This is a genomic window from Halopiger djelfimassiliensis, from assembly GCF_000455365.1.
Classification (GTDB): domain Archaea; phylum Halobacteriota; class Halobacteria; order Halobacteriales; family Natrialbaceae; genus Halopiger_B; species Halopiger_B djelfimassiliensis.
Genome location: NZ_HG315685.1, coordinates 677,182 through 702,682 on the forward strand (window position 1 = coordinate 677,182; position 25,501 = coordinate 702,682).

The 25,501-nt window shown below is 66.3% G+C and carries 24 protein-coding genes; 11 read left to right on the plus strand and 13 right to left on the minus strand.

Features of this window, described 5'->3' with window-relative positions:
• Nucleotide 1: 1 nt before the first annotated feature.
• Together TX80_RS09250 and TX80_RS09255 are read right to left on the minus strand one after the other, a co-directional pair.
• A complete protein-coding gene (locus TX80_RS09250) occupies nucleotides 2–478 on the minus strand; it encodes a DUF7109 family protein (protein ID WP_049922816.1) in 477 nt (158 codons plus the stop codon).
• Between the two features lie 66 nt (nucleotides 479–544).
• Nucleotides 545–1,699 carry a glycosyl transferase family 2 gene (locus TX80_RS09255; protein ID WP_049922817.1) on the minus strand — a complete coding sequence of 385 codons (1,155 nt, stop codon included), beginning with the start codon at nucleotides 1,697–1,699 and terminating at the stop codon, nucleotides 545–547.
• Nucleotides 1,700–1,877: 178 nt separating this feature from the next.
• Here TX80_RS09255 and TX80_RS19395 point away from each other — a divergent pair, with 178 nt between their 5' ends.
• Complete coding sequence (locus TX80_RS19395; protein WP_195893061.1) at nucleotides 1,878–2,048, plus strand: HVO_0758 family zinc finger protein; 171 nt, start codon at nucleotides 1,878–1,880, stop codon at nucleotides 2,046–2,048.
• Nucleotides 2,049–2,131: 83 nt separating this feature from the next.
• Here TX80_RS19395 and TX80_RS09260 read toward each other — a convergent pair whose 3' ends face one another.
• From TX80_RS09260 to TX80_RS09270, 3 genes are all read right to left on the minus strand, one after another.
• A complete protein-coding gene (locus TX80_RS09260) occupies nucleotides 2,132–3,322 on the minus strand; it encodes a DHH family phosphoesterase (RefSeq protein WP_049922818.1) in 1,191 nt (396 codons plus the stop codon).
• Nucleotides 3,323–3,384: 62 nt separating this feature from the next.
• On the minus strand, nucleotides 3,385–4,269 hold the full coding sequence (locus TX80_RS09265) for an SDR family oxidoreductase (RefSeq protein WP_049922819.1): 885 nt from the start codon (nucleotides 4,267–4,269) through the stop codon (nucleotides 3,385–3,387).
• Nucleotides 4,270–4,381: 112 nt separating this feature from the next.
• Nucleotides 4,382–4,807 carry a DUF5791 family protein gene (locus TX80_RS09270; protein WP_049922820.1) on the minus strand — a complete coding sequence of 142 codons (426 nt, stop codon included), beginning with the start codon at nucleotides 4,805–4,807 and terminating at the stop codon, nucleotides 4,382–4,384.
• A 213-nt stretch (nucleotides 4,808–5,020) separates the two neighbouring features.
• Between TX80_RS09270 and TX80_RS09275 the strand changes: the two genes are divergently transcribed.
• The 8 genes from TX80_RS09275 to TX80_RS09310 all read left to right on the plus strand — a co-directional run bounded on the left by TX80_RS09275 (nucleotide 5,021) and on the right by TX80_RS09310 (nucleotide 14,449).
• Complete coding sequence (locus TX80_RS09275; RefSeq protein ID WP_049922821.1) at nucleotides 5,021–6,103, plus strand: tubulin/FtsZ family protein; 1,083 nt, start codon at nucleotides 5,021–5,023, stop codon at nucleotides 6,101–6,103.
• Nucleotides 6,104–6,154: 51 nt separating this feature from the next.
• Nucleotides 6,155–8,080, plus strand: a complete 1,926-nt coding sequence (locus tag TX80_RS09280) for a glycoside hydrolase family 2 (RefSeq protein WP_049922822.1) — start codon at nucleotides 6,155–6,157, stop codon at nucleotides 8,078–8,080.
• A 301-nt stretch (nucleotides 8,081–8,381) separates the two neighbouring features.
• Nucleotides 8,382–9,263: a coiled-coil protein gene (locus TX80_RS09285; protein ID WP_049922823.1), complete on the plus strand. Its 882-nt coding sequence runs from the start codon at nucleotides 8,382–8,384 to the stop codon at nucleotides 9,261–9,263.
• 210 nt (nucleotides 9,264–9,473) lie between these two features.
• On the plus strand, nucleotides 9,474–10,469 hold the full coding sequence (gene sppA, locus TX80_RS09290; protein ID WP_049922824.1) for a signal peptide peptidase SppA: 996 nt from the start codon (nucleotides 9,474–9,476) through the stop codon (nucleotides 10,467–10,469).
• A gap of 65 nt (nucleotides 10,470–10,534) precedes the next feature.
• Nucleotides 10,535–11,719, plus strand: coding sequence for an ABC transporter substrate-binding protein (locus TX80_RS09295; RefSeq protein ID WP_049922825.1), 1,185 nt, complete (start codon nucleotides 10,535–10,537; stop codon nucleotides 11,717–11,719).
• Between the two features lie 75 nt (nucleotides 11,720–11,794).
• Nucleotides 11,795–13,102 (plus strand): DUF373 family protein, encoded by a 1,308-nt coding sequence (locus TX80_RS09300; RefSeq protein ID WP_049922826.1) that lies wholly within the window; start codon nucleotides 11,795–11,797, stop codon nucleotides 13,100–13,102.
• A 45-nt stretch (nucleotides 13,103–13,147) separates the two neighbouring features.
• Nucleotides 13,148–13,873: a diphthine--ammonia ligase gene (locus tag TX80_RS09305; protein ID WP_049922827.1), complete on the plus strand. Its 726-nt coding sequence runs from the start codon at nucleotides 13,148–13,150 to the stop codon at nucleotides 13,871–13,873.
• A gap of 108 nt (nucleotides 13,874–13,981) precedes the next feature.
• Nucleotides 13,982–14,449, plus strand: coding sequence for a DUF892 family protein (locus TX80_RS09310; protein ID WP_049923210.1), 468 nt, complete (start codon nucleotides 13,982–13,984; stop codon nucleotides 14,447–14,449).
• Here TX80_RS09310 and TX80_RS09315 read toward each other — a convergent pair.
• The 3 genes from TX80_RS09315 to pyk all read right to left on the minus strand — a co-directional run bounded on the left by TX80_RS09315 (nucleotide 14,446) and on the right by pyk (nucleotide 17,451).
• Nucleotides 14,446–15,177, minus strand: coding sequence for a hypothetical protein (locus TX80_RS09315; protein ID WP_049922828.1), 732 nt, complete (start codon nucleotides 15,175–15,177; stop codon nucleotides 14,446–14,448). The two genes, TX80_RS09310 and TX80_RS09315, sit on opposite strands and share 4 nt — an antisense overlap.
• Nucleotides 15,178–15,234: 57 nt before the next feature.
• Complete coding sequence (locus TX80_RS09320; RefSeq protein WP_049922829.1) at nucleotides 15,235–15,603, minus strand: DUF7312 domain-containing protein; 369 nt, start codon at nucleotides 15,601–15,603, stop codon at nucleotides 15,235–15,237.
• Nucleotides 15,604–15,693: 90 nt separating this feature from the next.
• Nucleotides 15,694–17,451: a pyruvate kinase gene (gene pyk / locus TX80_RS09325; protein ID WP_049922830.1), complete on the minus strand. Its 1,758-nt coding sequence runs from the start codon at nucleotides 17,449–17,451 to the stop codon at nucleotides 15,694–15,696.
• A gap of 117 nt (nucleotides 17,452–17,568) precedes the next feature.
• Between pyk and TX80_RS09330 the strand changes: the two genes are divergently transcribed.
• Nucleotides 17,569–17,856 carry a GYD domain-containing protein gene (locus TX80_RS09330; RefSeq protein ID WP_049922831.1) on the plus strand — a complete coding sequence of 96 codons (288 nt, stop codon included), beginning with the start codon at nucleotides 17,569–17,571 and terminating at the stop codon, nucleotides 17,854–17,856.
• A 1-nt stretch (nucleotide 17,857) separates the two neighbouring features.
• Here TX80_RS09330 and TX80_RS09335 read toward each other — a convergent pair whose 3' ends face one another.
• Entirely contained in the window at nucleotides 17,858–18,808 is a 951-nt protein-coding gene (locus tag TX80_RS09335) for a winged helix-turn-helix domain-containing protein (RefSeq protein ID WP_049923211.1), read from the minus strand.
• Between the two features lie 75 nt (nucleotides 18,809–18,883).
• Here TX80_RS09335 and TX80_RS09340 point away from each other — a divergent pair, with 75 nt between their 5' ends.
• Complete coding sequence (locus TX80_RS09340; protein ID WP_049922832.1) at nucleotides 18,884–20,974, plus strand: serine hydrolase domain-containing protein; 2,091 nt, start codon at nucleotides 18,884–18,886, stop codon at nucleotides 20,972–20,974.
• Nucleotides 20,975–21,043: 69 nt separating this feature from the next.
• On the opposite strand, the gene TX80_RS09345 is transcribed toward TX80_RS09340, so the two are convergent.
• The 4 genes from TX80_RS09345 to TX80_RS09360 form a co-directional block, all read right to left on the minus strand.
• Complete coding sequence (locus TX80_RS09345; protein ID WP_049922833.1) at nucleotides 21,044–21,280, minus strand: hypothetical protein; 237 nt, start codon at nucleotides 21,278–21,280, stop codon at nucleotides 21,044–21,046.
• A 42-nt stretch (nucleotides 21,281–21,322) separates the two neighbouring features.
• Nucleotides 21,323–23,407: a methionine--tRNA ligase gene (metG, locus tag TX80_RS09350; RefSeq protein WP_049922834.1), complete on the minus strand. Its 2,085-nt coding sequence runs from the start codon at nucleotides 23,405–23,407 to the stop codon at nucleotides 21,323–21,325.
• Nucleotides 23,408–23,658: 251 nt separating this feature from the next.
• Nucleotides 23,659–25,020, minus strand: a complete 1,362-nt coding sequence (locus TX80_RS09355; RefSeq protein WP_049922835.1) for a sodium-dependent transporter — start codon at nucleotides 25,018–25,020, stop codon at nucleotides 23,659–23,661.
• Between the two features lie 121 nt (nucleotides 25,021–25,141).
• Nucleotides 25,142–25,471, minus strand: a complete 330-nt coding sequence (locus TX80_RS09360; RefSeq protein ID WP_049922836.1) for a hypothetical protein — start codon at nucleotides 25,469–25,471, stop codon at nucleotides 25,142–25,144.
• Nucleotides 25,472–25,501 lie beyond the last annotated feature (30 nt).

A 25,501-nucleotide genomic window follows, 5' to 3' on the forward strand; every position in this document is an offset into this window, starting at 1 on the left:
GTCACTCCAGCGTCTCCTCCAGTCGGCGTCGTTGTGCGGTGAGATCCAGCGGTGCCCACGCCTCCAGATCGTAGCTCACCTCGAGCAACTGGCGGCGGCGCTGGTCGTCGCCGGCCTCGACGGCGTCGCTGACGGCGTCGGTAAACCGATCGGACACCGCCTCGCCGAGCGCGTCCCGGTCCAGTCGCCGCCGGTCGACGTCGAGAATGTGGGGGACGTCCGCCGCGTGTTCCGGAACCGTCGGAAACGCCGTCGGGCCGGCGACCAGCAGCGGTTCCGAGCCGGGATCGTCGCGCTCGTACCGGACGAGCGCGAACGACTCGAGTGCGCCCTCGATCGTCCCTTCGAGCGCGGTCGCGTCGACGGTCTCGCCGCCCGCGCGGAAGGCGGCTTCCTCGAGTGCACGCTCGAGTTCCGAGCGCGTCAACCCGCCGAAGAGATCGACGATCCCGGCTACTTCGTCGGCGGTCGGATCCATACCCGGTCCAACGGGTGGTTTGCTGATAAAGACTACGAGCGACGCCGCGGGTGGGGAACACGACCGTCAGTCCCCCGCACTCGGATCGACACGGTGCTCGCGCCATGGTCGTGCCGCCTCGAGGACGTCGGCCGGTCCGAACGGCGCGTCGATCCAGCGCGGGAGCCGTCGGTCGGGACCGGGCGGGGCGATCGATTCGGCGTAGCGTTCGAGCTGTGCGCGCTCGCTCGCCCGATCGTACTCGAGGCCGTTGAACGACGCGTCGGCGCGGTACTGCTCGAGCAGCCGCTCGCCGGCGGCGCGGTACCGATCCGGCAGCGTCTCGTAGGCCGGTTCGACGCCGCCCTCTTCGAGCACCCGCAGGAGCGCCGCGGCGACTTCCCGGCTCATCCCCTCGAGTCCCGCCTCGCCGGCTACCGCGCGGTGATCGTGGACGTGCCGGCCGAGGTCGACCTGTGCGCTGCCGGCGAACCCGGCGTACTGGAAGGCATCGCCGAGGGTGCCGACCTCGAGCCCCCACGCGCGGGGCGTTCGGAGTCGACGCGCGAGCGCGCCGGTCATCGCGAACTCGCCGGCCAGCGCGTACCGGAACGCCCCGAGGTAGTCGAGGATCGGCTCGTCGTGGTCGGCCGCGAGCGCTCGGATCAGGGGCCGATAGAACAGGCGAAACAGGCGACCGTAGAGCTGCCCCTGCTCGACGCGGGCGTAGTAGCCCTTCGAGAACTCGAAGCCGGCATCCATCGACAGCGGTGCGAGCAACCGACGGACGTGGGCGGCCTCGTAGCTTCGTGCGTCCGCGTCGTGAACGACGACGTATTCGGCTGCGTCGGCGGCGGGACCAACGGCGAGCCACACGTCCCGCCCCTTGCCGAAGCCGGTTGCCAGTCCGGCGTCCCCCAGCAGGTTCTCGACGTCGGGCGCGTTACACCAGAGGATGCGACTCGGCAGCGCGAACGACTCGATCCACTCGCGGAACGGACCGATCCGATCCGGTGGTGCACGGACCGGAACGAAAACCGCGGCTGGCGGCGGATCGAGCGTCTCGAGTTCCGAGAGGACGCGCTCGGCGGCGGGACTTCCGTGTTCACGGCCGGTCATCGGCACGACGACGGCCGTCTCGTCGACGGGGCCGTCGAGATCCCGGTCGGCGGCAGTGGTCCTCGTACTCCCCGATCCGCCGAGATCGTGGAGCGTCGCGATCCGCTCCTGGACGTACTCCATCGGTGGATTGTTCGGCCGAACCGGTAAAACGGCCACGACTCCGGACGATAGCGTTCCCGCCGGACTAACCCGGTGCGGTTTTGGATTTTTCCGGGCGGGCTGTGTTCGAAGCGACCGGCCCCCTCGAGTTCGGAGAAAGCCCCGGTCTTTTTCTCCCCTACCTTCCTAAAGGGTGAACATGAAATCAGTCCGGAAGGCACTACGTGACGGCGAACTCGACAAGGATACGTACGATCGACTCGTCTGTGGCGAGTGCGAGAAGCCGCTGAAGACCGAGAACGATCCGGACGATATCAAAACCGTCCGGATCTGTCCGGATTGCGACTCCGAGTGGAAAGAGATCCGATAGTCGACGCCGGTCACGGACCGAGTCGGCGCTTCGCCGGCGGCACCAATGTCCAACGGCAGTTACCGGTGTCGTCTCTTTTGCGGCTACCGCTCGCCGGCCAGCGCCGCGAACAGGCGGTCCTCGAACTCCGGCCTGCTGATCCCGTCGGACGGCCCGATTCCGTTCATGTGATCGACCGAAACCTGTCCCCCGCCCATTCGCGCGTGGCCGCCGGCGTTGGCCATCGGAATGTCGTCGACCGCGTGGCGAAGCGCCTCGCCCATGTGGACGCGGTCGTCCCTCGATCGCCCCGAGAGGTGGATCGTCCCGTCGTACTCTCCGTAGACGACCACCGCTGTAACGCCCTCGAGGTGCATGAGTTCGTCCGCCGCCTGCGGGATCGCGTCGATGTTCGTGATCTCGCCGACGTCACAGACCGCGAAGGGACCCTCGATCCGCTTTTCGGTGATCGCGGTGGCTTTGACCCGTAACACGTCGTCGCTGACCTGTGGGTTCGCGATCCGGTCGAGCAGGTCCTCGTCGATCGCCGGAAAGAGGTACGCACAGGCATCGAACTCGGCTTTTGAGCAGCCGTTCGTGAGGTGGTTCGTATCCGACTGGATGCCGTAGAGCAACCCGGTCGCGAGCTCCGCCGAAAGCTCGAGATCGGTCGCCCCGTCCGTCCCGTCACGCGACGCACCGATCTCGTCGAGATACTCGACGACGATCGTCGACGCCGCGCCGTAGGCCGTCCGAACGTCGGTAAACGCCGTTCCCGTCCCGTTGCCCGGATGGTGATCGACCACTGCGACCGGTTCGACCGTCTGTGCGCCGGTAAACCCGCGCGGCGTGTTGTGATCGACCAGCACGACCGGGTCGGCGGCGAGCTCCGAATTCGAGTCGACGCTCTCGAGGTCGATGTCGAGTACGGTCCGGAACGCCCGGTTTTCCTGATGGCGGATCTCGCCGGCGAACTGCAACGTCGCGTCGGTATCGACCGACGCCGCGATCGCCCCGATGCCCATCGCACACGACATCGCGTCCGGATCGGGGTTGGGATGCATGAGGACCGCAACTTCGTCGTACTCCCGGAGCACCCGCTGGAGACGCACGCCCGGCGGACGCCGGAACCAGCGGACGATCCACCAACCACCGAGGACGAGGCCGACGAGACCGAGAACGAGCAGGGAAAGGACCAGCGGATCGAGCGACCGTATCGAGTCCACGACCGGCTCGACCGCCAGCACGTCCGCCTCGGCGAACGCGCGGCTGTCCGAGGTGCTCCGGTAGCTCATACCACACACTCAAATCGAATCCCCATGAAATTTCCGCCGGGTTCGGCGGCGTCGTCGGTCGGTCACCGATGCGACTCGACGGCGTCGCGGTACCCCTCCCGGAACGTCGGATACGCGAACTCGTACCCGAGTTCACGGAGCTTCTCGTTGGAACAGCGCTTGCTCGTCCGAAGCCGGCGACGGGCCGGTTCCGAGAGATCGTCGTCCGCGAGCCGTTCGGCTTTCGTCCGCTTGGGCGGTCGCTCGAGGCCACACTCGTCGGCGAGCCAGTCGGCGAACTCCCACTTCGAGACCGGTTCGTCGTCGACGACCTGGACGACCTCGCCGCGGGCGAGATCCTCCGCGAGGAGGTAGCCGACGGCTCCGGCAGCGTCGTCGCGGTGGACCATGTTCAGATAGCCCTCGGTGACCGGCCCCTCGAGATAGCGCTCGAGGCGATACCGATCGGGACCGTACAGGCCGGCGTAGCGTGCGACCGTGCCGTCGAAGCCGTATGCCGGCGGGAGATCGAGTGCGAGCCGTTCGGCCGACGCGAGCACCTCCGTCTTCGCCGTCGTCGGTTCGATCGGCGTCGACTCGTCGACCCAGTCGCCGTCGTGGTCGCCGTGAACGCCCGTCGAAGAGGTATAGAGCAGGCGTTCGGGCGGCTGCTCTCGCTCGCCGAAGTGTTCGATGACCGCACGGAGTCCGTCGACGTACACCGTCCGGGCGGCCTCTGCCCCTCGCCCGCCGCTGCTGGCGGCGAACACGATCGCGTCGACGTCCGGAACGGCCGCGAGCGCGTCGCCGTCGGTTACGTCGGCACGGACGGCGTCGAATCCCGCGTCTTCGATCCGCTCGATGCCGGATTCGGACCGTCGAACGCCGATCGCGTCGTGTCCGCGGGCCGTCAGCTGTTCGCCCAGCTCCAGACCGACGTAGCCACAGCCCAGAATTGCGACTCGCATACCGAAACTCGTCGCGGGGGAGACATAACGCCACCGCTCGAGCCGACAGGTTCCGCGACCGTTGAACCACAGTGGTTTCGCGGCTTCGGACGGCCGGTCCCGCGTACCGCCGTCAGGGCATGTTCGACACGATCACGTGCTGGATGTGGGCGTACTCCGCGAACGACATCGGCGCACGGCGTTCGATCTTCTGTTGGATCTCTTTTGCGTCCAGCTCGATTTCGAGTTCGCTCTGGACCGCATCGACGTCGAGCACCGCCGACGACATTCCCATCAGCAGGTGTTCACACGCCATCGTCACGACAGTCTCCGGCTCCCGGACGCCGTCCTCGAGCGCCTGAATCCGGGCTGCCTCCTCGAGATCCAGATCGGCGGCATCGCCCTCGAGAAGCGCCTCGAGCGCGTCCCGGTCGACGTCGGTCGCGTCGACGACGTGCTCGAGACCGTGGCGCTCGACGAGGGCCGCGAGGTCGGACTCGTACTCCGCCAGCAGTTCGTCCGGCGACTCGGGGACCGTGGTCCGTTGCTCGTGGAACATACCCGGAGTGACAGCGGTCGGCCACAAGTGCGTTGTCATTGTCGGTCTCGTCGCCACAGGCGTCTCCCGACGACCCGTCCCCGGTACTCGATGCACTGATCGACCCGTCAGCGAACCCGGGTTGCTGACGTGTGTCCCGTGGAAGTCAGTTCATCTGGCTGTCATTACCGTTGCATCGCAACGTTCAACACGCCCCCCTCACATGGAGTGTCTATGAAGGTAGCCCTGATCGGAGTCGGTCAGGCCGGTGGGAAAGTCACGGAACGGCTCGCCCGGTTCGACGCGGAGATGGGATTCGAGGCCGTTCGTGGTGCACTGGCCGTCAACTCCGCGAAACCCGACCTCCAGTCCCTCCAGTTCGTCGACACGCAGTTGATCGGCGCGGACCGCGTGAACGGTCACGGCGTCGGCGGCGACAACGAACTCGGTACCGAGATCATGCAATCGGACATCCAGCAGGTGCTGGGATCCCTTGACGGCCGCGTCACCTCGAGCGCCGAGGCGATCTTCGTGGTGGCGGGCCTCGGCGGCGGCACCGGGTCCGGCGGCGCACCCGTCCTCGTCCATCACCTCCAGCAGGTTTACGACGTCCCCGTCTACGCGCTCGGCATTCTTCCGGGTCGGAACGAGGGATCGCTTTATCAGGCCAACGCCGGCCGTTCGCTGAAAACGATCGTTCGCGAGGCCGACTCGACCCTGCTGGTCGACAACGACGCCTGGCACGAACAGGGCGAGAGCGTCGAAGGCGCGTTCGAGACGATCAACGAACGGATCGCCCAGCGGGTCGGCCTGCTGTTTGCCGCGGGCGAGGCCGTCGAAGGCGTCGGCGAGAGCGTCGTCGACTCCTCGGAGATCATCAACACCCTGCGTGCGGGCGGTATCGCCGCACTCGGGTACGCAAGCGAGGCCGCAAGCGACGACAGCAGCGAGAACGTCCGGACCGCGATGACCGTCTCGAGGCAGGCGTTGCTTACGGGGACCAGCCTCCCGGACGCGACGACGGCCGATTCGGCGCTGCTCGTCATCGCCGGCGAGCCCGACAAGATCCCCCGCAAAGGCGTCGAGAAGGCGCGGCGATGGCTCGAGGACGAAACCGGCAGCATGCAGGTCCGCGGCGGGGACTTCCCGCTGGACAGCGATCGACTCGGTGCCCTCGTGTTGCTCGGCGGTGCCGAACGGTCGGCCCGGATCGACGAGTTCATGGAGCGTGCTCGCGAGGCAAACCGGGAGCAAGAACAGGACCGGACCGATCCGGCCGAACAGCTCGTCGACGACCGGCTCGAGAACCTTTTCTAACGGTTCGAACCGTCGGAACCGTTTTCAGCCCCGCGCCCACTCTCCGTGGTAATGACTGACGAGTTGACCGGCGGTGTCGTCGAGGACCGGCGGGCCGACGGCCGCCCGATCGTCGACGAGTGGCTCCCCGTCGACGGGGCCGGGTCGTGGCCGGCGCTTGCGGGCGATCGGGCGGACGCGGGAGCGATCGCGTACCGGACGACGTTCGAGGACCCTCGTTCCGACGGAACCGATCGGGCACTCCTCTCGCTTCGCGGGATCGGTGGTCGGGCGACGATCTGGGTCAACGGCACGAACCTCGGCGAGCGGGAGCAGTACGTTGCCCCGGCGCTCGTGACGATCGACGCCGCCCTCGATGGACGGTCGGAGAACGAACTGCTCGTCGTATGCGAACCACCGGCGAGTTCCGCGTCGGTTGACGTGCGGCCGGACAGCTCTACACCGGAGGGGATCCCGTCACGACTGGCCGTCCCCGGCGGGCGGTTGCGCATCGACGTCGAATCACGACCGCGAACGTTCCTGCGTCGGCTCGAGGGTCGGCCGCGACTCGACGCGGCGGCAAACGGGCACCCTGCCGACACGCTCGAGGGGGGCGGCGCGACGGTCGAGGTCTCGATCGACGTCGATGCCGGCGCGGCGATCGACGACGCGATCACGCTCTCGCTTCGCCCGGAGGGGGCCGGGGGCGGTGCCACGATGGAGCGCGTTTCGGTAACGACTGCAGGGGCCGAACGAACGACGGTTTCGCGAACGCTCGAGGTGCGCGATCCGTCGTTGTGGTGGCCGCGAGGGTACGGCCCCCAGCACCGATACACGCTGCGGGCGACCCTCGGTGAGGATACCGTCGACCGGACGCTTGGCTTTCGTCGGATCGAGCGCGACGCCGACGGGTTCGTGGTCAACGGGACTCGCGTTCGCGCCCGCGGGTTCGCGCGACTCCCCGGCGGGGAGCCACGCGCGGACGTCAGGCGGGCACGGGAGGCGAACGCGACGTTCGTTCGCGCTCGTGCGCACGCGCCATCGTCGGCGTTCTACACAGCCTGTGACGAAGCCGGGCTACTCGTCTGGCAGGATTTTCCCGCGACCGACGACCTCGGGGCCGAGCGCGGGCGCGAACTGGCGGGGGACCTCGCGCGGACGTACGGTCCCCATCCGAGTCTGACGATGTGTAGCCTCCGGGAGCACCCGACGGATCCGTTCGCGGAACCGCTCGGGAGCGGCGTCCTCGCGAAACTCGCGTTCCGATACCGCGCGTGGCGGACCGCGGCCGATCACGGGTCGACCCCAGCCATCGCCGAGGCACTCCCCGCGGATCTCCCCGTGGTCCCGGTCGTCGGCCCGCCGGGAACCGATCCGGACGCCGCTCGCCTCGCGCCCGGCTGGCAGTACCTCGAGTCCGACGACCTCGCGTGGCTGCTCGAGGCGTATCCGTCCCTCGGCGAGATCGTCAGTGCCGTCGGCGTCGGCTCGGTAACGGCCGACGCCGAGCCGTCCGATGTCCCCGGACTCGACGCGGCGCTTCTCGATCGTCGCTCGGACGACGAATCGTCTCGGTCCTCACAGGCGACCGCGGTGAAGACGATCGCGGAGACGCTTCGCCGGCGACGCTGTGGCGTCTTCGTCGCTGCGACGTTGCGTGACCCGTCCCCGGGCGGCGGCATGGGCGTGGTGACGGCCGACGGGGAACCGCTACCCGCGTATCCAGCGATCGCCGATTCCCTCGAGCCCCTTCAAGCGGTTCTCGACGGGCCGCCGACGACCGGTTCCGTCGGTATCACGCTCTGTAACGATACTCGCGAGGCGCTCGAAGCGACCGTTACTTGGCAGGCCGGTGACGCGGCCGGCGAAACGACCGTCGACGTCGATCCGCTTTCGACGGCCGACGCCGGCGTCGCCGACGTGCCACCGGAAGCATCTCGCGTCGTGCTCGCCGTGACCGCCGGGGATCGATCGGCCCGTAACCGCTATCCTTTATAGGGATTCGCCGACCCACGCGGGACTCTCCAGCACGCACGACGAGGCCCCTGCTAACTGTTTTCAGGGAGTTACGGACCGGTACATTTAAATTACAGGCACCGGTAGTTACGGGTACCAGAACGCCACCGGGGCGCGTATCGCTCGACGATCGATGACAGGAAATCTTATTCACCGAGGTTTCGCAGATCGTGAGCGGACGCTTTATACGGGTCGCCAACGACGTGATCGTCCGGTTTCGGACGTCCTTCGGACGGCGTCCCGTCTCCCCGGTGCGGGTATGGCACAGAGGTTTGACTAACACATGGTAGACGAATCGAAAAACATCGAACTGACAGAGGACGACCTAGAAAACAAATCGAAAGGACAGCTCATCAAGATGGCCGGGCAGCTGCGAGACCGGCGAAACGAGCTGAACCAGATGGCCTCCGAGCGGGCCTCGAAACGCGACGATCTCAACGCGAAAACGCGAGAGAAAGTCGACGAAGCCCAAGAACACCGCGAGAAGCGCGACGAGCTCAACGAGAAGGTCCAAGAGCACAAGGAAAGCCGCAACGAGCTCAACGCCGAGGCCAACGAGCTGTTCGACAAAGTCGAGAAGCTCAAGTCGGACATGGAGCTCAACGAGGGCAAGGACCTCGAGGAACTCGAGGAGGAGATCGAGGAACTCGAGTTCAAACAGCAGACCGAGGTCCTCTCGAGCGAGGAGGAAAAAGAGCTCATCGAGAAGATCGAGTCCAAACGCGAGGAGTACGAGGAGCGAAAGGAAAAGCTCGAACAGAACGAGGATCTGGAAGAGCTCGTCGAGGAAGCTGAAGAGGTCCGCTCGGAAGCGTCCAAACACCACCAGAAGGTCACGGAGCTTGCGGACAAGGCCCAGGAACACCACAACCAGATGATCGAGGCCTACCGCGAGGCCGACGACATCCGTGACGAGGCCGACGAGATGCACGAGAAGTTCGTCGAGGCCCAGGAGGCCGCCGACCGACACCACGAGGACTTCGTCCGCGTCCAGAAGCGCCTGCGCGAACTGGACAAGAAGGAAGAAGAGGAGCGCAAGTCCGAGCGGGACAAGAAGAAAGAGGAGGCCAAAGAGGAGGCCGAAGAGATCTATCAGAAGTTCAAGGAAGGCGAAACCCTCGACACCGAGGACCTGATGAAGCTCCAGAAGACGGGGCTGCTCTAACGCGGTCGTCCTCTCGATTCGTCCCACGTTCGTTTTTCGACCGCGCGTTCGCCGACGTCCGGCCCCGAGCCGCGACTCGAGAGCCGTTGCTTCGTCGATTGCGAAGGTGGGCCCGTTTTCGTGTTTTCGTCGTTCCAGCCTCCGTCGCCGCGACGACAACGATTAACAGGTCGGCACCCTCAGACTCCGGCATGAATCGAGGTGGTTGTCGTGGTCAGTAAGGACGGTATCGGTCGACTCGCAGTTGGGACGCTGGCCGTCGCCGCGGTCGTGATCGCTGGCGTCGCGGTGTTTGTCGTCTATCCGGAGACCCTGACGGATCTGTTCGGCGTCGTGTTCGCGCTGGGTGCGGCGCTCGTCGGGCTGAAGATCGCCGGCACCGTCGCAACGTCGTTGTTTCCCGGCTACGACGTCGCTGAAGTCGCCGTCGAAGGGCCGATCACTCGCGACGGCAGCGGCGGTCCGCTTCCCTCGAGTCCGCGCGCGACGCCGGCCGACGACATCGTCGACGAGATCGACCGCGCCGACGCGGACGACAGCGTCGACGCGCTGTTGTTGAAACTGAACACGCCCGGCGGCGAGGTCGTCCCGAGCGACGACATCCGGCTGGCCGCCGAGCGGTTCGACGGCCCGACGATCGCGTACACGACCGACGTCTGTGCGAGTGGAGGCTACTGGATCGCAAGCGGCTGTGACGAACTCTGGGCTCGAGAGGGGAGCATCGTCGGTTCCATCGGCGTCATCGGCTCGCGGGTGAACGCGAGCGAACTCGCCGAGAAGGTCGGCCTCTCCTACGAACGGTTCGCCGCGGGCGAGTACAAGGACGCCGGCACGCCGCTGAAGGAACTCGAGGAGGACGAACGGGAGTACCTCCAGGGGTTGATCGACGATTACTACGAGACGTTCGTCGAGCGGGTCAGTGACGGCCGCGATCTGGAAACGGAGTTCGTTCGCGACACCGAAGCCCGGATCTACCTCGGCGAGCAGGCCCACGAGATGGGCCTCGTCGATGAACTCGGCACCCGTCGTGAACTCGAGGACGAACTGGCCGACCGCCTCGAGACCGATGCGGTGACCGTCGAGGAGTTCGAGCCCCAGCGGCCGCTGATGTCCCGCGTCGGTGCGGGTGCCCAGCGGGTGGCGTACGCGTTCGGGGCCGGCATCGCCGGTCTCGGGCAAGACCGCGGTTTCCGGTTGCGGAGTTGACGCCGCTTGGGGCTCGATCCGGAACGATGCGAAAACGGTATATTGATTTAGGCCAGCCTAAAACCATGGCTAGCAACGCTGTACACCAGGCAGTGCCGACGAGACGCGACTATCTCAAAGGCGGCGGAACGGTCGTCGGCGGGGGGTTACTCGCCGGCTGTATCGCCGAGCCGAACGGCTCCGCGGACGACGGGGCGACGACCGGCACCGGTGGCTCGTACACGGTTTCGATGGCCCCGATGGGTGAGGTCGAGTTCGATTCCGTCCCCGAGAGCGTGTTCACGCGGCTCACCCACCACGCCGGGATGGCGTTCGCGCTCGGCCGCGGTGAACAGGTCAACGCAATGCACGCCCCGGGGTACTACGACGCGCTCTGGAACCAGTTTACGCCGCGTCTCGACGGGGTGACCCTCGACTGGAGCGACTGCGAACCCTCGTGGGAGGTGAGCAAGGAACAACTCTACGAACTGGACAGCGACGTCCATCTGGCTGATCCGGCCAGTGTCGCCGCCCTTGACGGCTGGTCCGAGTCCGACCTCGAGGAGGTCGGTCAGTACCTCGGGCCGTGGTTCGGGAACAAGTTCAGCGACAGACACGAGACGCCACCGTCCGGGTGGGCCGACGACTACCGGTACTACTCACTGTGGGAACTGTTCGAACGTGTTGCGCGCGTGTTCCGGGAGCAAGATCGCTACCGGACGCTGGCGGCGATCCGCGAGCGACTACTCGAGTGGTTCGACGCGGAGTTGCCGGCGGTCGAAGCGCGACCGACGGCGGTGATGCTCGGGCTGAGCGACCTCGACACTATCTACGCGTACACGCTCTCTAACCCCGGATTCCTGACGGCACACACGCGCCCGCTCGGGCCGGTCGGTGCGCTCGGTGACGACGTCAAGTCGGGTGCCGTCATCGACTTCGAGCGGCTACTGGACGCCGATCCGGACGTCATCTTCGTCCTCGGAGGGCTGCATCCGGAGACGGACATGGTCGACATCCGTACTCGGCTCGAAGACCACGCCGTGGCCCGGGAGCTATCCGCGGTCCAGAACGGACGCGTATACCCACAGGGCGCACGCTATCAGGGACCGATACTGAACCTCTTCCAGCTCGAGATGACGGCGAAACAACTGTATCCCGATCGATTCGGCGAGTGGCCGACGTATACGACCGGACCGTACCCCGAGATCCCCGGGGACGAACAGTTGTTCGACCGCCAACGGGTCGCCGACTGTATCACGGGGAACGACTGAGCCGGTCGTCCTCCGTCTGCCGCCGTTTCCGAGAGAGTAAGTGGTTTTATCGTTGTACGGGATCGAACGGATACCGTGACAACGCTGGTCGTCTGTCTCGACCGGACCGACGACGTCGGTCGAAAGACCGGACTGCAGTCGCCCGTCGTCGGCTGGGAGGCAGTTCGCGCGCTCGTGACCGACGTCGGGCTCGCGGATCCCGAGGACTCGGGCGTCAATACGCTGCTCGAGGGGCTGCGGGTCGCACAGGACCTCCGCGACGAGAACGAGGAAGCCGTCGTCGCGGTCGTCTCCGGCGACCGTGAGTCGATGGTCTCGGCCGACAGGGCGGTCGCTCGACAGCTGGACGATCTCATTGCGGAGCACGATCCGGAGTCGGCGATCGTCGTCATCGACAGCGCCGAGGACGAACGGCTGGTCCCTATCGTCGAGAGTCGCGTGCGGGTCGATTCGGTCGATCGCGTCGTCGTTCGACAGGCCCGCGACATCGAATCGACGTACTACCTCCTCAAACAGTTCCTCGCCGACGAGGAGCTTCGACAGACGGTTCTGGTACCGCTCGGCCTGACGCTGCTGGTCTTTCCGATTCTCGCGATGCGTATCGGGGCCGCGGAAGGTGCGGCCGCGATTACGACCGTCATCGGGTTGTTCTTGCTCTACAAGGGGTTCAGCATCGACGAGATCGTCACCGGACTCGCCCGCCGGACCCGCGAGTCGCTGTACTCGGGACAGGTTTCTGTCGTCACCTACGTCGTCGCCGCCGGCCTCACGCTGGTCGGTCTCTTTGCCGGTGGGCTCGGCGTCTCGAACCTCGACGACCCCGCGGGCGTGGTGATCCCGACGATGCAGTTCGTGTTCAACAGCGTCCCCTGGTTCGCGATGGCCGCGCTCACCGCCAGCGCCGGCCGACTGCTCGACGAAGCGATCGGCGAGGACCCGGTTCGAAGCTCCTATCTCAACCTGCCGTTTATCGTCGTCGCGGTCGGGCTGGTGATCCGCGGGTTCGCCGCGTATTTCCTCGAGCAACAGGGCGTGATCGACCCGCTGGTGGTTCCGACACGCGTCCTCGGGCCACTTCCGACCGAGGGGATTACCGTGGCCACTGGTGAACGGCTGGCGTTGTACGTCGTCAGCGCGATCGTGATCAGTCTCGTCGGCGCACGGATCGCGGCGACGGTCGCCACGACGGGAGACGACACGGAGCCAGTCGACGGCGGGGAGGAAAGCGGCTCCGGACCGGAATCGGAGATCACTGACGGCGGCCCGGAGACGAGCGGTAATCGCTCGAGCGATTCGACTCCGGAGCGCGACGACGCGGACGGAACCCACGAGTCGACGTCGCCGCTCGAGTCCGACACGGCACCGTCGGAGTCGACCCGATGAGCGCGAACTCGTCACGCATTTACTCCCGTACGCCCTGCTCACACTATGAGCGACGCAGACGGCGCGTGGGTGAGTCTCTTTTCAGGCGGGAAAGACTCCGCGTGGGCGCTGTACCGGGCGCTGGAGGAGGGACTCGACGTGCGACGGCTCGTTACCGTCCATCCGACGGGCGACTCCTACATGTATCACGTTCCGGCGACGGATCTGGCGGCGCTGGCCGCCGAGAGTATCGGGATCGAACTGGTCGAGGTCGACCCCGGCGATCTCGAGGCGGAGGCGGCAGCCGATTCGTCGACACAGGGTGACGACGAACTCGAGCCGCTCGAGGCCGCGCTCGAATCCCTCGACCGACGGCTCGAGGGCGGGATCGCGGGCGTCACTGCGGGCGCGGTCGAAAGCGAGTACCAGACGAACCGCATCGAGGGTATGTGCGACCGGCTCGGCTGTGACCTGTTTGCACCCCTGTGGCAGGAAGATCCCCGGGAACTCGCCGACGCGATGTTGACGGCCGGCTTCGAGATCGAGATCATTCAGGTCGCGGCACACGGCCTCGACGACTCCTGGCTGGGCCGGACGATCGACCGCGAGGCGCTGGCCGATCTCGAGGCGCTACACGAGGAATACGGCGTCCACGTGCTGGGCGAAGGCGGCGAGTTCGAGACGCTGGTGATCGACGGCCCGCACATGGAACGACGACTCGACCTCGAGTACGAGACCGAGTGGGACGGAACGCGCGGTCGGGTACGGATTACGGACGCCCGCCTAGGGTAGTCCCTGTGCGGCACGGAACCCGGATTACGGACCTCGTGAGGCGCGGACAGCCGGGTTTCACTCGACGGCCGAAGCTCTTTGCGCCTCGCCGGCGTCGCCGCTGACGGGATGATCGAAAGCGAACGCGACCTGTTCGTCCGGAAGCTTCGCGAACTCTATCACCTCGAGCGCGAACTCGAGGACCTCCAGACCGAACTGGCCGAGGCCGCGACCGACGAGGACCTCGAGGAGTTTTACATGGCTCACAGCGAGACCACGACCGAACAGATCGGCCGTCTCGAACCGATCTTCGACGCGGTCGAGGCCGACCCGGGGGAACTCGAGAGTGCCCCGCTTGCGGGGTTCCGGGAGGAGCGCGAGGCGCTCGTCGAGGACGTCCAGCAGCCGCCGCTTGGCGACCTCGTCGAAGCCGAACTCGGGCGTTCGATCGAGCGACTCGAACTCACGAAACTCGAGACGCTGCTGGAACTCGCCGATCGGATGCAGTTGCCCGACGAGATCGTCGACCCGCTCGAGACCACCGAAGCGGAGGTCGAGACCGGACTCGAACGCGCCCGGGAACTGACCGAGATCTAGTCCTCGCGGCCGCCTCCGGTGCCGTCCGCGAGCGAGCGATCGCGGTGTGTCGCAACGACGGCCTCGCGTTCGTCCGCGTCGGTGAACGTCCACCACGCGATCCGGTCGATCTCGAGCGGCCGGTACGCGGTGGTCAGCGACAGCCACTCACAGGAGGCGATCGTCCGCAGGGGCGTCGAGGTATCGAGCGGCGACGGCCCGAGGGCGGCGTCGATGGCCGTGATGAGACGCCGGACCTGTGGATCCGGTTTCACTGCATCGACGCCGGCGAGCTGTCGCAAGTACTGGAAGGTCGCAGGGCCGACGCCCGAAATGGCTCCGATCGGGTCCTCGGCGTACCGGTAGTGGTCGGCTTCGGCGGCCCACGCCCGTAACGCGGTGCGGTCCGCGGCTTCCGGGCGACTCGCAAGGATGGACGCCGCCTCGAGCAGGACGCGACGCTTCCGCCGGGCACCGAAGGCGGCGACGAGCGCGTCGTCTTCGAAGTCCAGCGCCGCGAGGCTCGCGAGCGAATCGACGCGGCCGGTGGAGACGAACGCGTCGTGAAAGCGCTCGACGGTCGACCTGATGCCGCCAAAGCGCTGTCCGGTCGTCGCGGCGGCGGCCTCGGCGAGGAGCAACACGGGGTCGTCACCGGTCCAGCGATCGGACTCAAGAAACCGCTTTGAGAGGGTCTCGTAAGGCGTGTCGTCGGCATAGCGGTCGAGGACCGCCTGGGCAGTCCCCATGGGTTCGTCGGAACGTATCACACGGGAACCCCATAGCTGTACCGCCCGATCCGACGGTCAGAACGGGAGCGAAAGCATGTGGACGATCAGGAGGATCATCGCGATCGCGCCGAGCAGGACGAACACCGCGTTCTCGAGGTCCGGATCCCCGGCTTCGATCGGCGTCGAACTCGGTTCAGGAGTGTATTCGTCGTCCTCGGGTTCGTCCGCCCCGTTTGCGCCGGAGAGATCGATCGGGATTCGCTCGTGGTAGCTCTCGTCGCTCCCCGAATCGGCTTCGCTCTGGACGGTTCTCGAGGGGGTTTCGACGTCGTAGTCGGAGTCGAACCCGTCGGCCGGCGTCGACGGCCCGGGACCGTCCGGATCCCGTGACGGCGGCGCTGGGTCGTCTTCGTCGCGTTCCGGCCCGGACGCATCGTCTGCCATACGAACCCGTAGTGGGCCCGCGGTCAAAAACCCGCGGTCATTCGCGTCGACGCCCGGCCGTCGAGAACCACGGGCAGACGCGTTTCAGTCTCAGTCCCGATCGGTTCGGTCGCCGATGTGGCCACCGTAGACGACGCCGCGTTCGGCGTCGAGCGTCACGGTCGTATCGCCCTCGGTCTCGGAGACGTCCGCGCCGCTGATCATCGGGATGTCCATCTCACGGGCGACCAGCGCCGGGTAGCCGGTCATTCCACGCTGTGCGTACACGATCCCGCCGATCTTCTCGATGTCGCCGGTGAACTCCCCGTCGAAGTCGGCGGGGAGTGCGAGGATCGCTCCCTCCGGAACGTCCGCGAGGTCGCCGTCCGGAGCCCGGACGAGCGGGCCGCTGCTACGCCCTTCGACGACGACTCGGCCCGTCGTCAGCGCTTCCGCAGCGACGTGGACTTTCAGCATGTTCGTCGTGTTCGCTCCCTCGAGCTCCGTCATCATGCCACAGAGGACGACGACGGTGTCCCCGCTTTCGGCGACCCCGGCCTCGAGGGCCGCCTGCACGGCCTTCTCGACGACGGCGTCGGCTCCCTGATTCGAGACCTGGGCATACAGCGGTGTGACGCCCCACGAAAGGGCGAGTTGGCGGCGGACCTCGTTGTTCGGCGTCGAGGCGACGACGGGAACGCCGGGACGATACTTCGCGGTCTTCAGGGCGGTGTAACCGGACTCGGTCGCGGCTACGACAGCGTCAGCGCCGATGTCGCGGGCGAGAAACCGCGCCGAGCGGGCGAGGGCGTCCGTCCGTGCCTCGCCCGAGGCGGGTACCCGTTGCTCGAGCAGTTCGGCGTACTCCTCGGAGCGTTCGACTTCGCGGACGATGCTGTCCATCGCGTCGACGACGTCGACGGGGTGGTCACCGATGGCCGTCTCGGCCGAGAGCATCACGGCGTCGGTGCCGTCGAGGACGGCGTTTGCAACGTCCGATGCCTCCGCTCGCGTGGGGCGGCGAGCGTGAACCATCGAGTCGAGCATTTCCGTCGCCGTGATGACCGGGATCCCGGCCTCGCGGCAGTTCCTGATGATCCGCTTTTGGATCATCGGGACGTCCTCCATCGGACACTCCACGCCGAGGTCTCCCCGTGCGACCATGATCCCGTAGGCGGCCTCGACGATCTCGTCGAGATTGTCGACCGCACCGGCCCGTTCGATCTTTGCGACGATCGGGATCTCCGCGCCCAGATCCTCGAGCACTTCGCTGACCTCGTAGACGTCGTCGGCGTCCCGGACGAAACTCGCCGCGACGAAGTCGACGTCCTTCTCGGCGGCGAGTTCGAGGTCCCGTCTGTCCTTTTCGGTGACGATGTCGAGATCCAGATCGACGCCGGGGACGTTGACGCCCTTGCGGCCGCCCAGCTCGCCGCCGGTGTCGACTCGAGCACGGATCGTCTCCCCCTCGTGGGCCGTGACCGTCGTCTCGATCAGTCCGTCGTCGAGCAGGATGCGATCGCCGGGTTCGATGGCGTCGATCGACAGCGAGAGACCGACCGTCTCCGGCGTTACCTCGTCGCCTTCGACGAACCGGATCTCGGAGCCGGTCTCGAGGTGTACCGTCTCCCCGTCGGGAAGCGGCGCGGTCCGGATCTCCGGCCCCTGCATGTCGAGCATCACGGCGACGGGTTCGTCCCGTTCCGCGTCGACGTCTCGGACCCGATCGATGAGGTCGGCGCGATCCTCGCGGCTTCCGTGGCTCGCGTTCAACCGCGCGACCGACATCCCGGCCGCGGCGAGTTCGCGGATCGTCCCCCGATCGTTCGACGCGGGACCCAGCGTACAGACGATCTTTGCGTTTCTCATACCCCCAGATAGCGCGGGCACTACAAAAAAGATGGTTACTTTACTCGAAATTGAGTTTACATTCGTCCCGTCCTGTGCCACGCGAATCGTTTTCCGCTTTCCCATGGTTCGGTGTGTATGCCCACGTACGCATCGCTCATCCAACTCGAGGATCGGTCCGTCCAGAACGCACAGGAACTGGCGTCGATCTGGGGCGAGATCCGAACGGAGTTCGAACAGCACAACGCCACGCTCGAGGACGCCTACGCCATCCTCGGGGAACACGATTTCCTCATCGTTTTCGAGGCGGCCGACCGCGAGGCGGGGTTCAAGTCCGCGCTGACGCTGCGTCGACACGGGCTCGAGGGGCAGACGATGGAGGTCATCGACACCGACGCCTTCTCGCAACTGGTCGACGAGATCTGAGTTATCCGTCGGCGTCGACGCGGTGGGTTTCGACGATTCGGACGGTATCGTCGACGAAGCATTCGAGCCGCTCCCCCTCGAGCTCGACGTCGAGACGCAGCCGTCGCGGGGTTTCGTCGACGACGGTGACCGCCTCGTCGTCGACGAACGGGACGGTCCAGAACCGCCGTTCGGTAACATCGATGTCGTGCTCCCAGAACAGCGAGACGACTGCTGGATGCGTGAGCGCCACGGCACCGACGTGTGAGCCGCCCAGCGATCCGCATTCCGGACAGGTCGCGGTAAACGAGTGCGTCCAGTACCCCGCGTCCTCGTCCGCGAACGATCGCTCGACCGTGGCGTGGCAGTACGGGCAGATTCCCCGGAGGATGCGGTCGATCGTGTGTCGCCACAGCGTCGAAACCACGTCGAGCAGCGCGTCCAGTTCCATCCCCCGGTCGACCGCGCCCGCGGGGCGAACGGCATGCGCGTACAGGGAAACGTCGTCCCGTCGGATCTCGACGACGCTGTCCTCGTACGTTGCGGTCAGTGGCTTCTCACCGGTTCCGGTATCGGTGTCCGCCGTCTCGGTCCCGTCCGCTCCCGCCTCGAGCGCGATGGGACCGAGCGATTCGTGTGATCGCCAGGCGTCGACATCGATCACCTTCGCGATCTCAAACCCCGCAAACGTCAGCCGATACCCGTTCCCGTCGTCTTCCCCGCCGTTCGGTGCGCGGTCGACGAACCGTCCATCGAGCTGGCGCAGGTGATAGTTGAAGTTCCCCTTGTCCTCGATGCCGACCGCGTCGCGAAGCTCCGAGTACGAGAGCGATCCACCGCCGGTCGGTGACTGCCGTCCTCGTTCGTACAGCGCCCGCAGGATCTCGAGGCGCGTCCCGTTACCGAGTGCCTTGAACGGATCGGCGGGGCGTTCGAACGCGGTCCGATCGTCGGTTTGCTCCTGTTGTGTCATCGTCCGTCCGATCACCGGCTGGGAGAAAACTATTGCTCCAAATACATATGCCGTCCCATCCGTAATCGCTACCCGATGTCGAAACAGCTCCCGCGTAGACGGGTCCTCGCAGGGTCGGCCGCGCTGGGATTGGCGACGCTCGCCGGCCGCCTTCCACGGACCGCCGCCGAACCGCACGCCCGACCGGACGCAACGAACGATACCGCAGCGTTCTCGAGCACTGCTGGGTCGCCGCCGGACGCCACACCCGATCTCGACGATCTCGAGTCGTTCGTCGACGAGCGACTGGGGACGCTTCTGGACGAACACGACGTCGCCGGCGCGTCGGTCGCCGTCGTCTCCGGTGACGCCGTCGAACTCACGAAAGGGTACGGAGTCGCCGACGTCGACGACGGGACCGCGGTCGACGCCGAACGGACGCGGTTTCGGATCGGCTCGATTTCGAAGCCGCTCGTCTGGACCGCCGTCATGCAGTTGCTCGAGGACGGCCGGATCGACCCACACGAGGACGTGCGGACGTCCCTCGAGTCCGTGTCGCCCCCGCCGGGCGACGAACCGATCACCGTCGCGCATCTGGCGACGCATACGGCCGGCTTCGAGGAACGCTTCCGGGGGACTTGGGTCACGGATCCGGACGACGTGCGGCCGCTGGATCGGGTCCTCGAGGAGGAACTGCCCGAACGGGTCCGTCCGCCGGGCCGCATCGCGTCGTACTCGAACTACGGGGCCGCGCTCGCGGCACAGATCGTCGCCGACGTGACCGGGACGACCTTTGAGAACGCCCTCGCCCGCCGCCTGTTCGAGCCGCTGGGGATGGCCGACACGACGTTCGAACAGCCGGTTCCGGACGACGCCGCGGTTTCGAACGGCTACACGGCGACCGCCGGGCCGCGACGGGACGCCCCCGACCTGTTCCTCGAGATCGCCCCGGCCGGCGCTGCGACCGCGACGGCGGCCGACATGGCCCGGTTCATGCGCGCACACCTCGGCGGGGGGATCGTCGACGGCGAACGGGTGCTCGCTCCCGAAACCGTCGAGCGAATGCACGAGCAGTGGTTCACCCACCACGACGCGATTCCGGGGATCGCGTTCGGACTGCTCGAGGACGAGCGACGCGGCGTCCGCGTGCTCGAACACGACGGGGCGATTCCCGGCTCGTTCTACAGCTACCTCCTGTTGGTCCCCGAGTACGATCTCGGACTCTTCGTCTCGTACAACACCGACAGCGGCGCTCTGGCGAACGGCGAGTTCGTCGACGCGTTCGTCGAGGAGTTCGTCCCCCGACCCGAGACGGAGCCGTCGGTCCCCGAACCCGACGGACGACCGGACCGGGTGGCGGCGCTCGAGGGCACGTATCGCGGCGTCCGGATCGCGAAATCGACGCGTGCACGGCTGCCGACGGCGCTCCAGGCCGGCGAGGTCGACGTCGGCGTCGACGGGGACGGCTACCTCGTGACCGACTTCGGCGGCGGGCCGACCCGCTGGGTCCAGCGGGAGCCGCTGGTCTTCGACGCCGTCGACGGCGAGGACAGACTCGCGTTCGGCGCGACCGACGGCGAGATCACCCACCTGTTTCTGGGGTTTCATGCGTTCGAGCGCATTGCCCCGCACGAGTCGCTCTCGGTACACCGGAACCTCGCGGCAGCGTCTGCCCTCGGGACGCTCTCCGGAGCAGTCGGCTGGCCGCTCGGCTGGGCGAAACGACGGGTCGTCGGCGGCAGGGACGAGACCGACTCGAGCGACGCCCCGACGGCGGACGAGCCAGCCGGACCCGGCCTATCGATCGAATCCAGCCCGGAGACGGGCACCGAACCGTCGTCGGCGAACTCGACCGCCGGTCGCGGGGGGCTGACGGCAGTCCTGTCCCCGGCCCGCGCACGGTGGATCGCCGGCGGCGCGATCGCGTGCGTGTTCGGGTTCGTCATCGGGACGATCGCGTTGCTGGACGACCAGCCGTACACCCTGTTTAGCGATCCGCCGCTGGCGTTCGAACTCGTGTCGACCCTGCCGCTTCTCGGCACACTCGGTGCGACAGCGGCCGTCGCCGCCGTCGCCGTCGCCTGGTATGAGGGATACTGGGGGATCCTCTCTCGGATCCATTACACGCTCGTGGTCGCCAGCATCGTCGTGTTCTGCTGGCTTCTGGCGTACTGGAACTTCCTGTGAGTCGCCGGCATCCAGCCGCGAGATCCGGTCTACCGTGACGGTTCCGGCGACCGATCGGACCGCTCGAGGTCAGGCAGGCGGTGCAGTCCAGCCGCCGATCGCCCCGAGAAGGGAACCGACCAGCAGGTAACACACTGCGACGACGCCGCCGACTACGCCCTTGGACCCGACGGCACCGACACGGCCGCCCGGAAAGCCGGCGGTCGAGCGGGTGAGATCGACGCCGAACGGGGAAAACGTGCACGAGAACACGAAGACGACCGCCGTACACGCCCGAAGGCGACGATCGATTCTGGACGGGACCACGGACAAACAGCGAAAGATGCCGCCGATACGCCCTGAGTCGCGTTACTGTACCTTCTCGCCGACCGCGGCGTCGCCGTGGGTCGTCAGCAGGTCCGCCTCCTCACCCGCCGCGAGGATCATCCCGTTGGATTCGACGCCGAACAGTTCCGCTGGCTCCATGTTCGCAAGCAGAATGCACTTCTCGCCGGGCAGTTCCTCGAGATCGTGCAGTTGCTTGATGCCGGCGACGACCTGTCGCGTCTCGAAGCCGATGTCGACCTCGAGACGCGCGAGGTCGTCCGCGCCCTCGATCCCTTCGGCCGCCTCGATCCGACCGACGCGAACGTCGAGTTCCTGAAAGTCCTCGAAGCTGATTCGTTCGTCGGCCAGTGGCTCGAGTTCGTCGGTAGCTGTCATATCGCCTGTTTCGTCGGCGTCCGTGTCGTCGCTTTCGGTTTCGGCCGCGGCTGCGACGCGCTCGTCGAGTTTTTCGTTGAGTTCAGCGACGCGATCGTCCTCGATCTTCTCGAAGAGTTCGCCCGGTTCGTCGAAGGTTCGCGGCGGCGCTTCGAGGGCGTCCTCGAGACGCGCGTCCGCGACCGATCCCTCCTCGCCGAGTTGCGCCCACAGTCGCTGGGCCTTGTCGGGTGCGATCGGCTCGAGGAGGACGCCGACGGCCTTGGCGATCTGGACGCAGTCGCGGATGACCTGTCGGGCGCGCTCGGGTTCGTCGTCGGTGAGCTTCCAGGGCTCGTGGCGCTGGATGTACTCGTTGCCGAACTGGGCGAGCTGAACGGCGGCCTGCCCGACGCCGCGCAGCGAGTAGTCGTTGACGCTCTCGCGAACGTCCGCGAGCGCGTCCTGAATCCGCTCGTGGACCTCCGCGGAGACGTCCGTCTCCGGGGTCCCCTCGTAGTTCCGGTAGGCAAAGAGCAGCGACCGGTACCAGAAGTTGCCGACCGTCCCCACGAGTTCGCCGTTGACCGTCTCCTGGAAGGCGTCCCACGAGAAGTCGACGTCCTGCTGGAGCCCGCCGGTCGTCATCAGGTAGTACCGCAGCAGGTCCGGATGGAACCCCTCCTCGAGGTACTCTTTGGCCCAGATCGCCCGGTTACGGCTGGTCGAGAGGCCCTTGCCGTTGATGGTGATGAAGCCGGTCGCGGCGATCCCGCGGGGCTTGTTGTAGCCAGCGCCTTCGAGCATCGCGGGCCAGAAGATCGTGTGATGCTGGATGATGTCGCGGCCGATGAAGTGGACGACGTCGCCCTCGTCCTTCCAGACCTGTTCCCAGTCGTACCCGTCCGTTCCGACCCGCTCGGAGTACTGTTTCGTGCTCGAGATGTACTCGACCGGCGCGTCGACCCAGACGTAGAGGACGAGGTCGCTCTCGGCTTCACCGTCGGCGGCGGGGTAATCGATCCCCCAGTCCATATCGCGCGTGATACACCAGTCCTGCAGGCCGTCCTCGATCCACTGGCGGGGCTGGTTGCGCGCGTTCGAAGTCCCTTCGAGATCGTCGAGGAAGTCGGTGAGAAAGTCGGCGAACTCCGAGACCTCGAAGAACTTGTGCGTTCGCTCGCGGTACTCCGCGGGGTTGCCCGTGATCGTACTCGTCGGATCCTCGACCTCTCCCGGCTCGAGGTGGCGCTGACAGCCCTCGTCGCACTCGTCGCCCCGGGCCTTCTCCCCGCAGTAGGGGCAGGTCCCCTCGACGTAGCGGTCGGGGAGGTACTGGTCGGCGTCGGGGTCGTAGGCGACCTGTATCTCCTTTTCGTAGATGTATCCCTGGTCGTCGAGTTCGCGGACGATCTCCTGGGTCAGTTCGGTGTTGGTCTCGTCGTGGGTGTGGCCGTAGTTGTCGAACTCGACGTTGAACTTCGGGAACGTCTCCTCGTACTGTCGATGCCACTCCAGTGCGAACGCCTCGGGGTCGACGCCCTCCTGCTCGGCGTTGACGGCGACGGGCGTGCCGTGCATATCCGAGCCGCAGACGTAGGCCGTCTCTTGGCCGAGCGTTTCGAGGGCGCGGTCGAACGCGTCCGCACCGATGTATCCCCGCAGGTGACCGATGTGGAGGTCGCCGTTCGCGTAGGGCAACCCGCAGGTCACGACCGCGGGACGGTCCGTCGGAAAGTCGTCGTTGCTCATGTGCGTGGTCTTGCCGTGGCGGGCGTAAAACCCGCCGGTTTTCGGTCAGTTCGCGCGCGGTACTCGCCGTCTCCGATCCGGGTTTCGCGCCGCGTACATACCGTATGACCGGCCGAGCGCGACGGTTCTCCCGGTTGACGACACTAGCGCTGCATTCGCATAGAACGAGAAGCGACAGCGTGTGTCGTCATTGTCGTCCGGGAATACCGGCGGTGACGGCAAAAACGTTGTTCTTCGAACGCGACGGGCAGTCAACTCCCGAGCCAGTCGGCGAAGTCCGTCGTGAGGAACCCGACGTAGTCGACGACGCCGAGATACAGCGCGATCGCGAGGACGACGACGATGACGGTCCGGACGAGCCAGATCCAGACGGCGTCCCCCGTTCGAACGTCGCCGATGCCCCGTCTGAGTTCATCTCGAGCGGTGTCGGGGATCACCCAGCCGACGAACAACGATAGCATGAGCGCGCCGAAGACGAGCAAGACCGCGTCCATGAACCCGTCGAGCAGGTCGAGAAAGATCAGATCGACCGTCACGGGGACGCCGACGAGGAATATCGCGACGCCGGCACCGACCGCCGCGATCGGTCGGTCGAGCCCGTGTTCGTCCATGAGATACGCCACGACGAACTCGAGCAAACTGATCGAACTCGACAGGGCGGCCATCCCGACCATGAAGAAAAAGACGATGCCGAGGATCCGGCCGCCGGTGATCGACCCGAACGCCTCGGTCAGACTGAAAAAGATCGCTCCGACGGCCTGTTCGCCCGGATCCGCGCCGCCGCTGATGATGATCGGAAAGACGACGAAGCCGACGAGCACGGCGATCAGCGTATCGAAGCCGACGATGATCAGGCCGTCCTCGACGAGGTTTCGATCCTCGCCGAGGTACGACGCGTACGTGATCATGATCCCCATCCCGAGCGAGAGGGTAAAGAACGCTTGGCCGGCCGCCGTCGGGAGGATCGTCATCCAGTTCTCGGCGAGGAGACCGAAGTCCGGCGCGAGATAATAGGAGTAGGCCTCGCCGGCCTCGGGCAACGTCGCTCCGTATCCGACCAGCACGAGCAACAGCAAAACGATCAGCGGAACGAGGAACTTCACGGCGAGTTCGATCCCCTGTCTGATTCCGAGGGCGACGACGCCGACCGTCAGGGCCATAAAGAGCGCATGAAACAGGAGCGCATCCGTCCCGGTCGATATCGCCCCGAACAGTTCCATCGCCTGATCGACGTCCGCGACGTAGCCGTCGGTGAAACCGATGAGGAAGTACCTGACGAACCAGCCGGCGACGACGCTGTAGTACGACAGGATCACGAACGCCGTGATGAAGAACACGTACCCCAGATACTTCCAGCCCTCGCCGCCGAGTTCCCGCAACGCGCCGACCGGGTTGAGTTCCGTTCGCCGGCCGATGACGAACTCGACGAGAATCGCCGGCAGCCCGACGATGGCGACGAACAACAGGTAGATGAGGAGAAACCCCGCCCCGCCTTCCTGGCCCGTGATGAAGGGAAACCGCCAGATGTTCCCGAGCCCGACCGCGCTTCCGACGGCCGCGAGGATAAACCCCGAACGTGTCGCCCACGTTTCTCGTTCCGTCTGTCCAGCCATAGCGGAACGTGGTACTTATTCTTGGTAAATACTCCGAATAAATGTAAACAAGTGTTGATAAGAGTTCGGGAAATACCCGATTACGGAAAAATAATCCGTCTTTAGTCCACATGCGGTGGCACTACGTTCCGTCTCGATCGACGGTCCACGCGTCGGGAAACAGTCCGAACCGACTGCCGAACAGCATCCCGATCCCCGCCACCGTGAACCCGGCGAACGCGACTGCCGTCGCCGGTCCGCCGGTGCCGACGATCAGCACGACAGTTGCGCCGACCCAGGCGATCCAGCCCAGCGCCTCCCAGGGTCGCCCGTCGTAGAGCCGCCAGACGGAAAGCGACAGCAGGAACCCGCCCAACATCGCCGCCCCGAGGGCGTTCTCGAGGACGAGCGAGATCACGAGCAGCCCACAGATAGCCACGAGCGCCACGCCGTCGACCCGATCCATCGCCATACGCACCCGTCGGCGTCGATCGGCAAACGC

Coding starts and splice junctions, on each gene's coding strand:
- pyk (WP_049922830.1), bottom strand. CDS start 17,451: ATGAGAAACGCAAAGATCGTCTGTACGCTGGGTCCCGCGTCGAACGAT.
- TX80_RS09295 (WP_049922825.1), top strand. CDS start 10,535: ATGGCTAGCAACGCTGTACACCAGGCAGTGCCGACGAGACGCGACTAT.
- TX80_RS09250 (WP_049922816.1), bottom strand. CDS start 478: ATGGATCCGACCGCCGACGAAGTAGCCGGGATCGTCGATCTCTTCGGC.
- TX80_RS09310 (WP_049923210.1), top strand. CDS start 13,982: ATGATCGAAAGCGAACGCGACCTGTTCGTCCGGAAGCTTCGCGAACTC.
- TX80_RS09315 (WP_049922828.1), bottom strand. CDS start 15,177: ATGGGGACTGCCCAGGCGGTCCTCGACCGCTATGCCGACGACACGCCT.
- TX80_RS09320 (WP_049922829.1), bottom strand. CDS start 15,603: ATGGCAGACGATGCGTCCGGGCCGGAACGCGACGAAGACGACCCAGCG.
- TX80_RS09265 (WP_049922819.1), bottom strand. CDS start 4,269: ATGCGAGTCGCAATTCTGGGCTGTGGCTACGTCGGTCTGGAGCTGGGC.
- metG (WP_049922834.1), bottom strand. CDS start 23,407: ATGAGCAACGACGACTTTCCGACGGACCGTCCCGCGGTCGTGACCTGC.
- TX80_RS09255 (WP_049922817.1), bottom strand. CDS start 1,699: ATGGAGTACGTCCAGGAGCGGATCGCGACGCTCCACGATCTCGGCGGA.
- TX80_RS09285 (WP_049922823.1), top strand. CDS start 8,382: ATGGTAGACGAATCGAAAAACATCGAACTGACAGAGGACGACCTAGAA.
- TX80_RS09335 (WP_049923211.1), bottom strand. CDS start 18,808: ATGACACAACAGGAGCAAACCGACGATCGGACCGCGTTCGAACGCCCC.
- TX80_RS09360 (WP_049922836.1), bottom strand. CDS start 25,471: ATGGCGATGGATCGGGTCGACGGCGTGGCGCTCGTGGCTATCTGTGGG.
- TX80_RS09280 (WP_049922822.1), top strand. CDS start 6,155: ATGACTGACGAGTTGACCGGCGGTGTCGTCGAGGACCGGCGGGCCGAC.
- TX80_RS09355 (WP_049922835.1), bottom strand. CDS start 25,020: ATGGCTGGACAGACGGAACGAGAAACGTGGGCGACACGTTCGGGGTTT.
- TX80_RS19395 (WP_195893061.1), top strand. CDS start 1,878: ATGAAATCAGTCCGGAAGGCACTACGTGACGGCGAACTCGACAAGGAT.
- TX80_RS09330 (WP_049922831.1), top strand. CDS start 17,569: ATGCCCACGTACGCATCGCTCATCCAACTCGAGGATCGGTCCGTCCAG.
- TX80_RS09340 (WP_049922832.1), top strand. CDS start 18,884: ATGTCGAAACAGCTCCCGCGTAGACGGGTCCTCGCAGGGTCGGCCGCG.
- TX80_RS09305 (WP_049922827.1), top strand. CDS start 13,148: ATGAGCGACGCAGACGGCGCGTGGGTGAGTCTCTTTTCAGGCGGGAAA.
- TX80_RS09260 (WP_049922818.1), bottom strand. CDS start 3,322: ATGAGCTACCGGAGCACCTCGGACAGCCGCGCGTTCGCCGAGGCGGAC.
- TX80_RS09270 (WP_049922820.1), bottom strand. CDS start 4,807: ATGTTCCACGAGCAACGGACCACGGTCCCCGAGTCGCCGGACGAACTG.
- TX80_RS09275 (WP_049922821.1), top strand. CDS start 5,021: ATGAAGGTAGCCCTGATCGGAGTCGGTCAGGCCGGTGGGAAAGTCACG.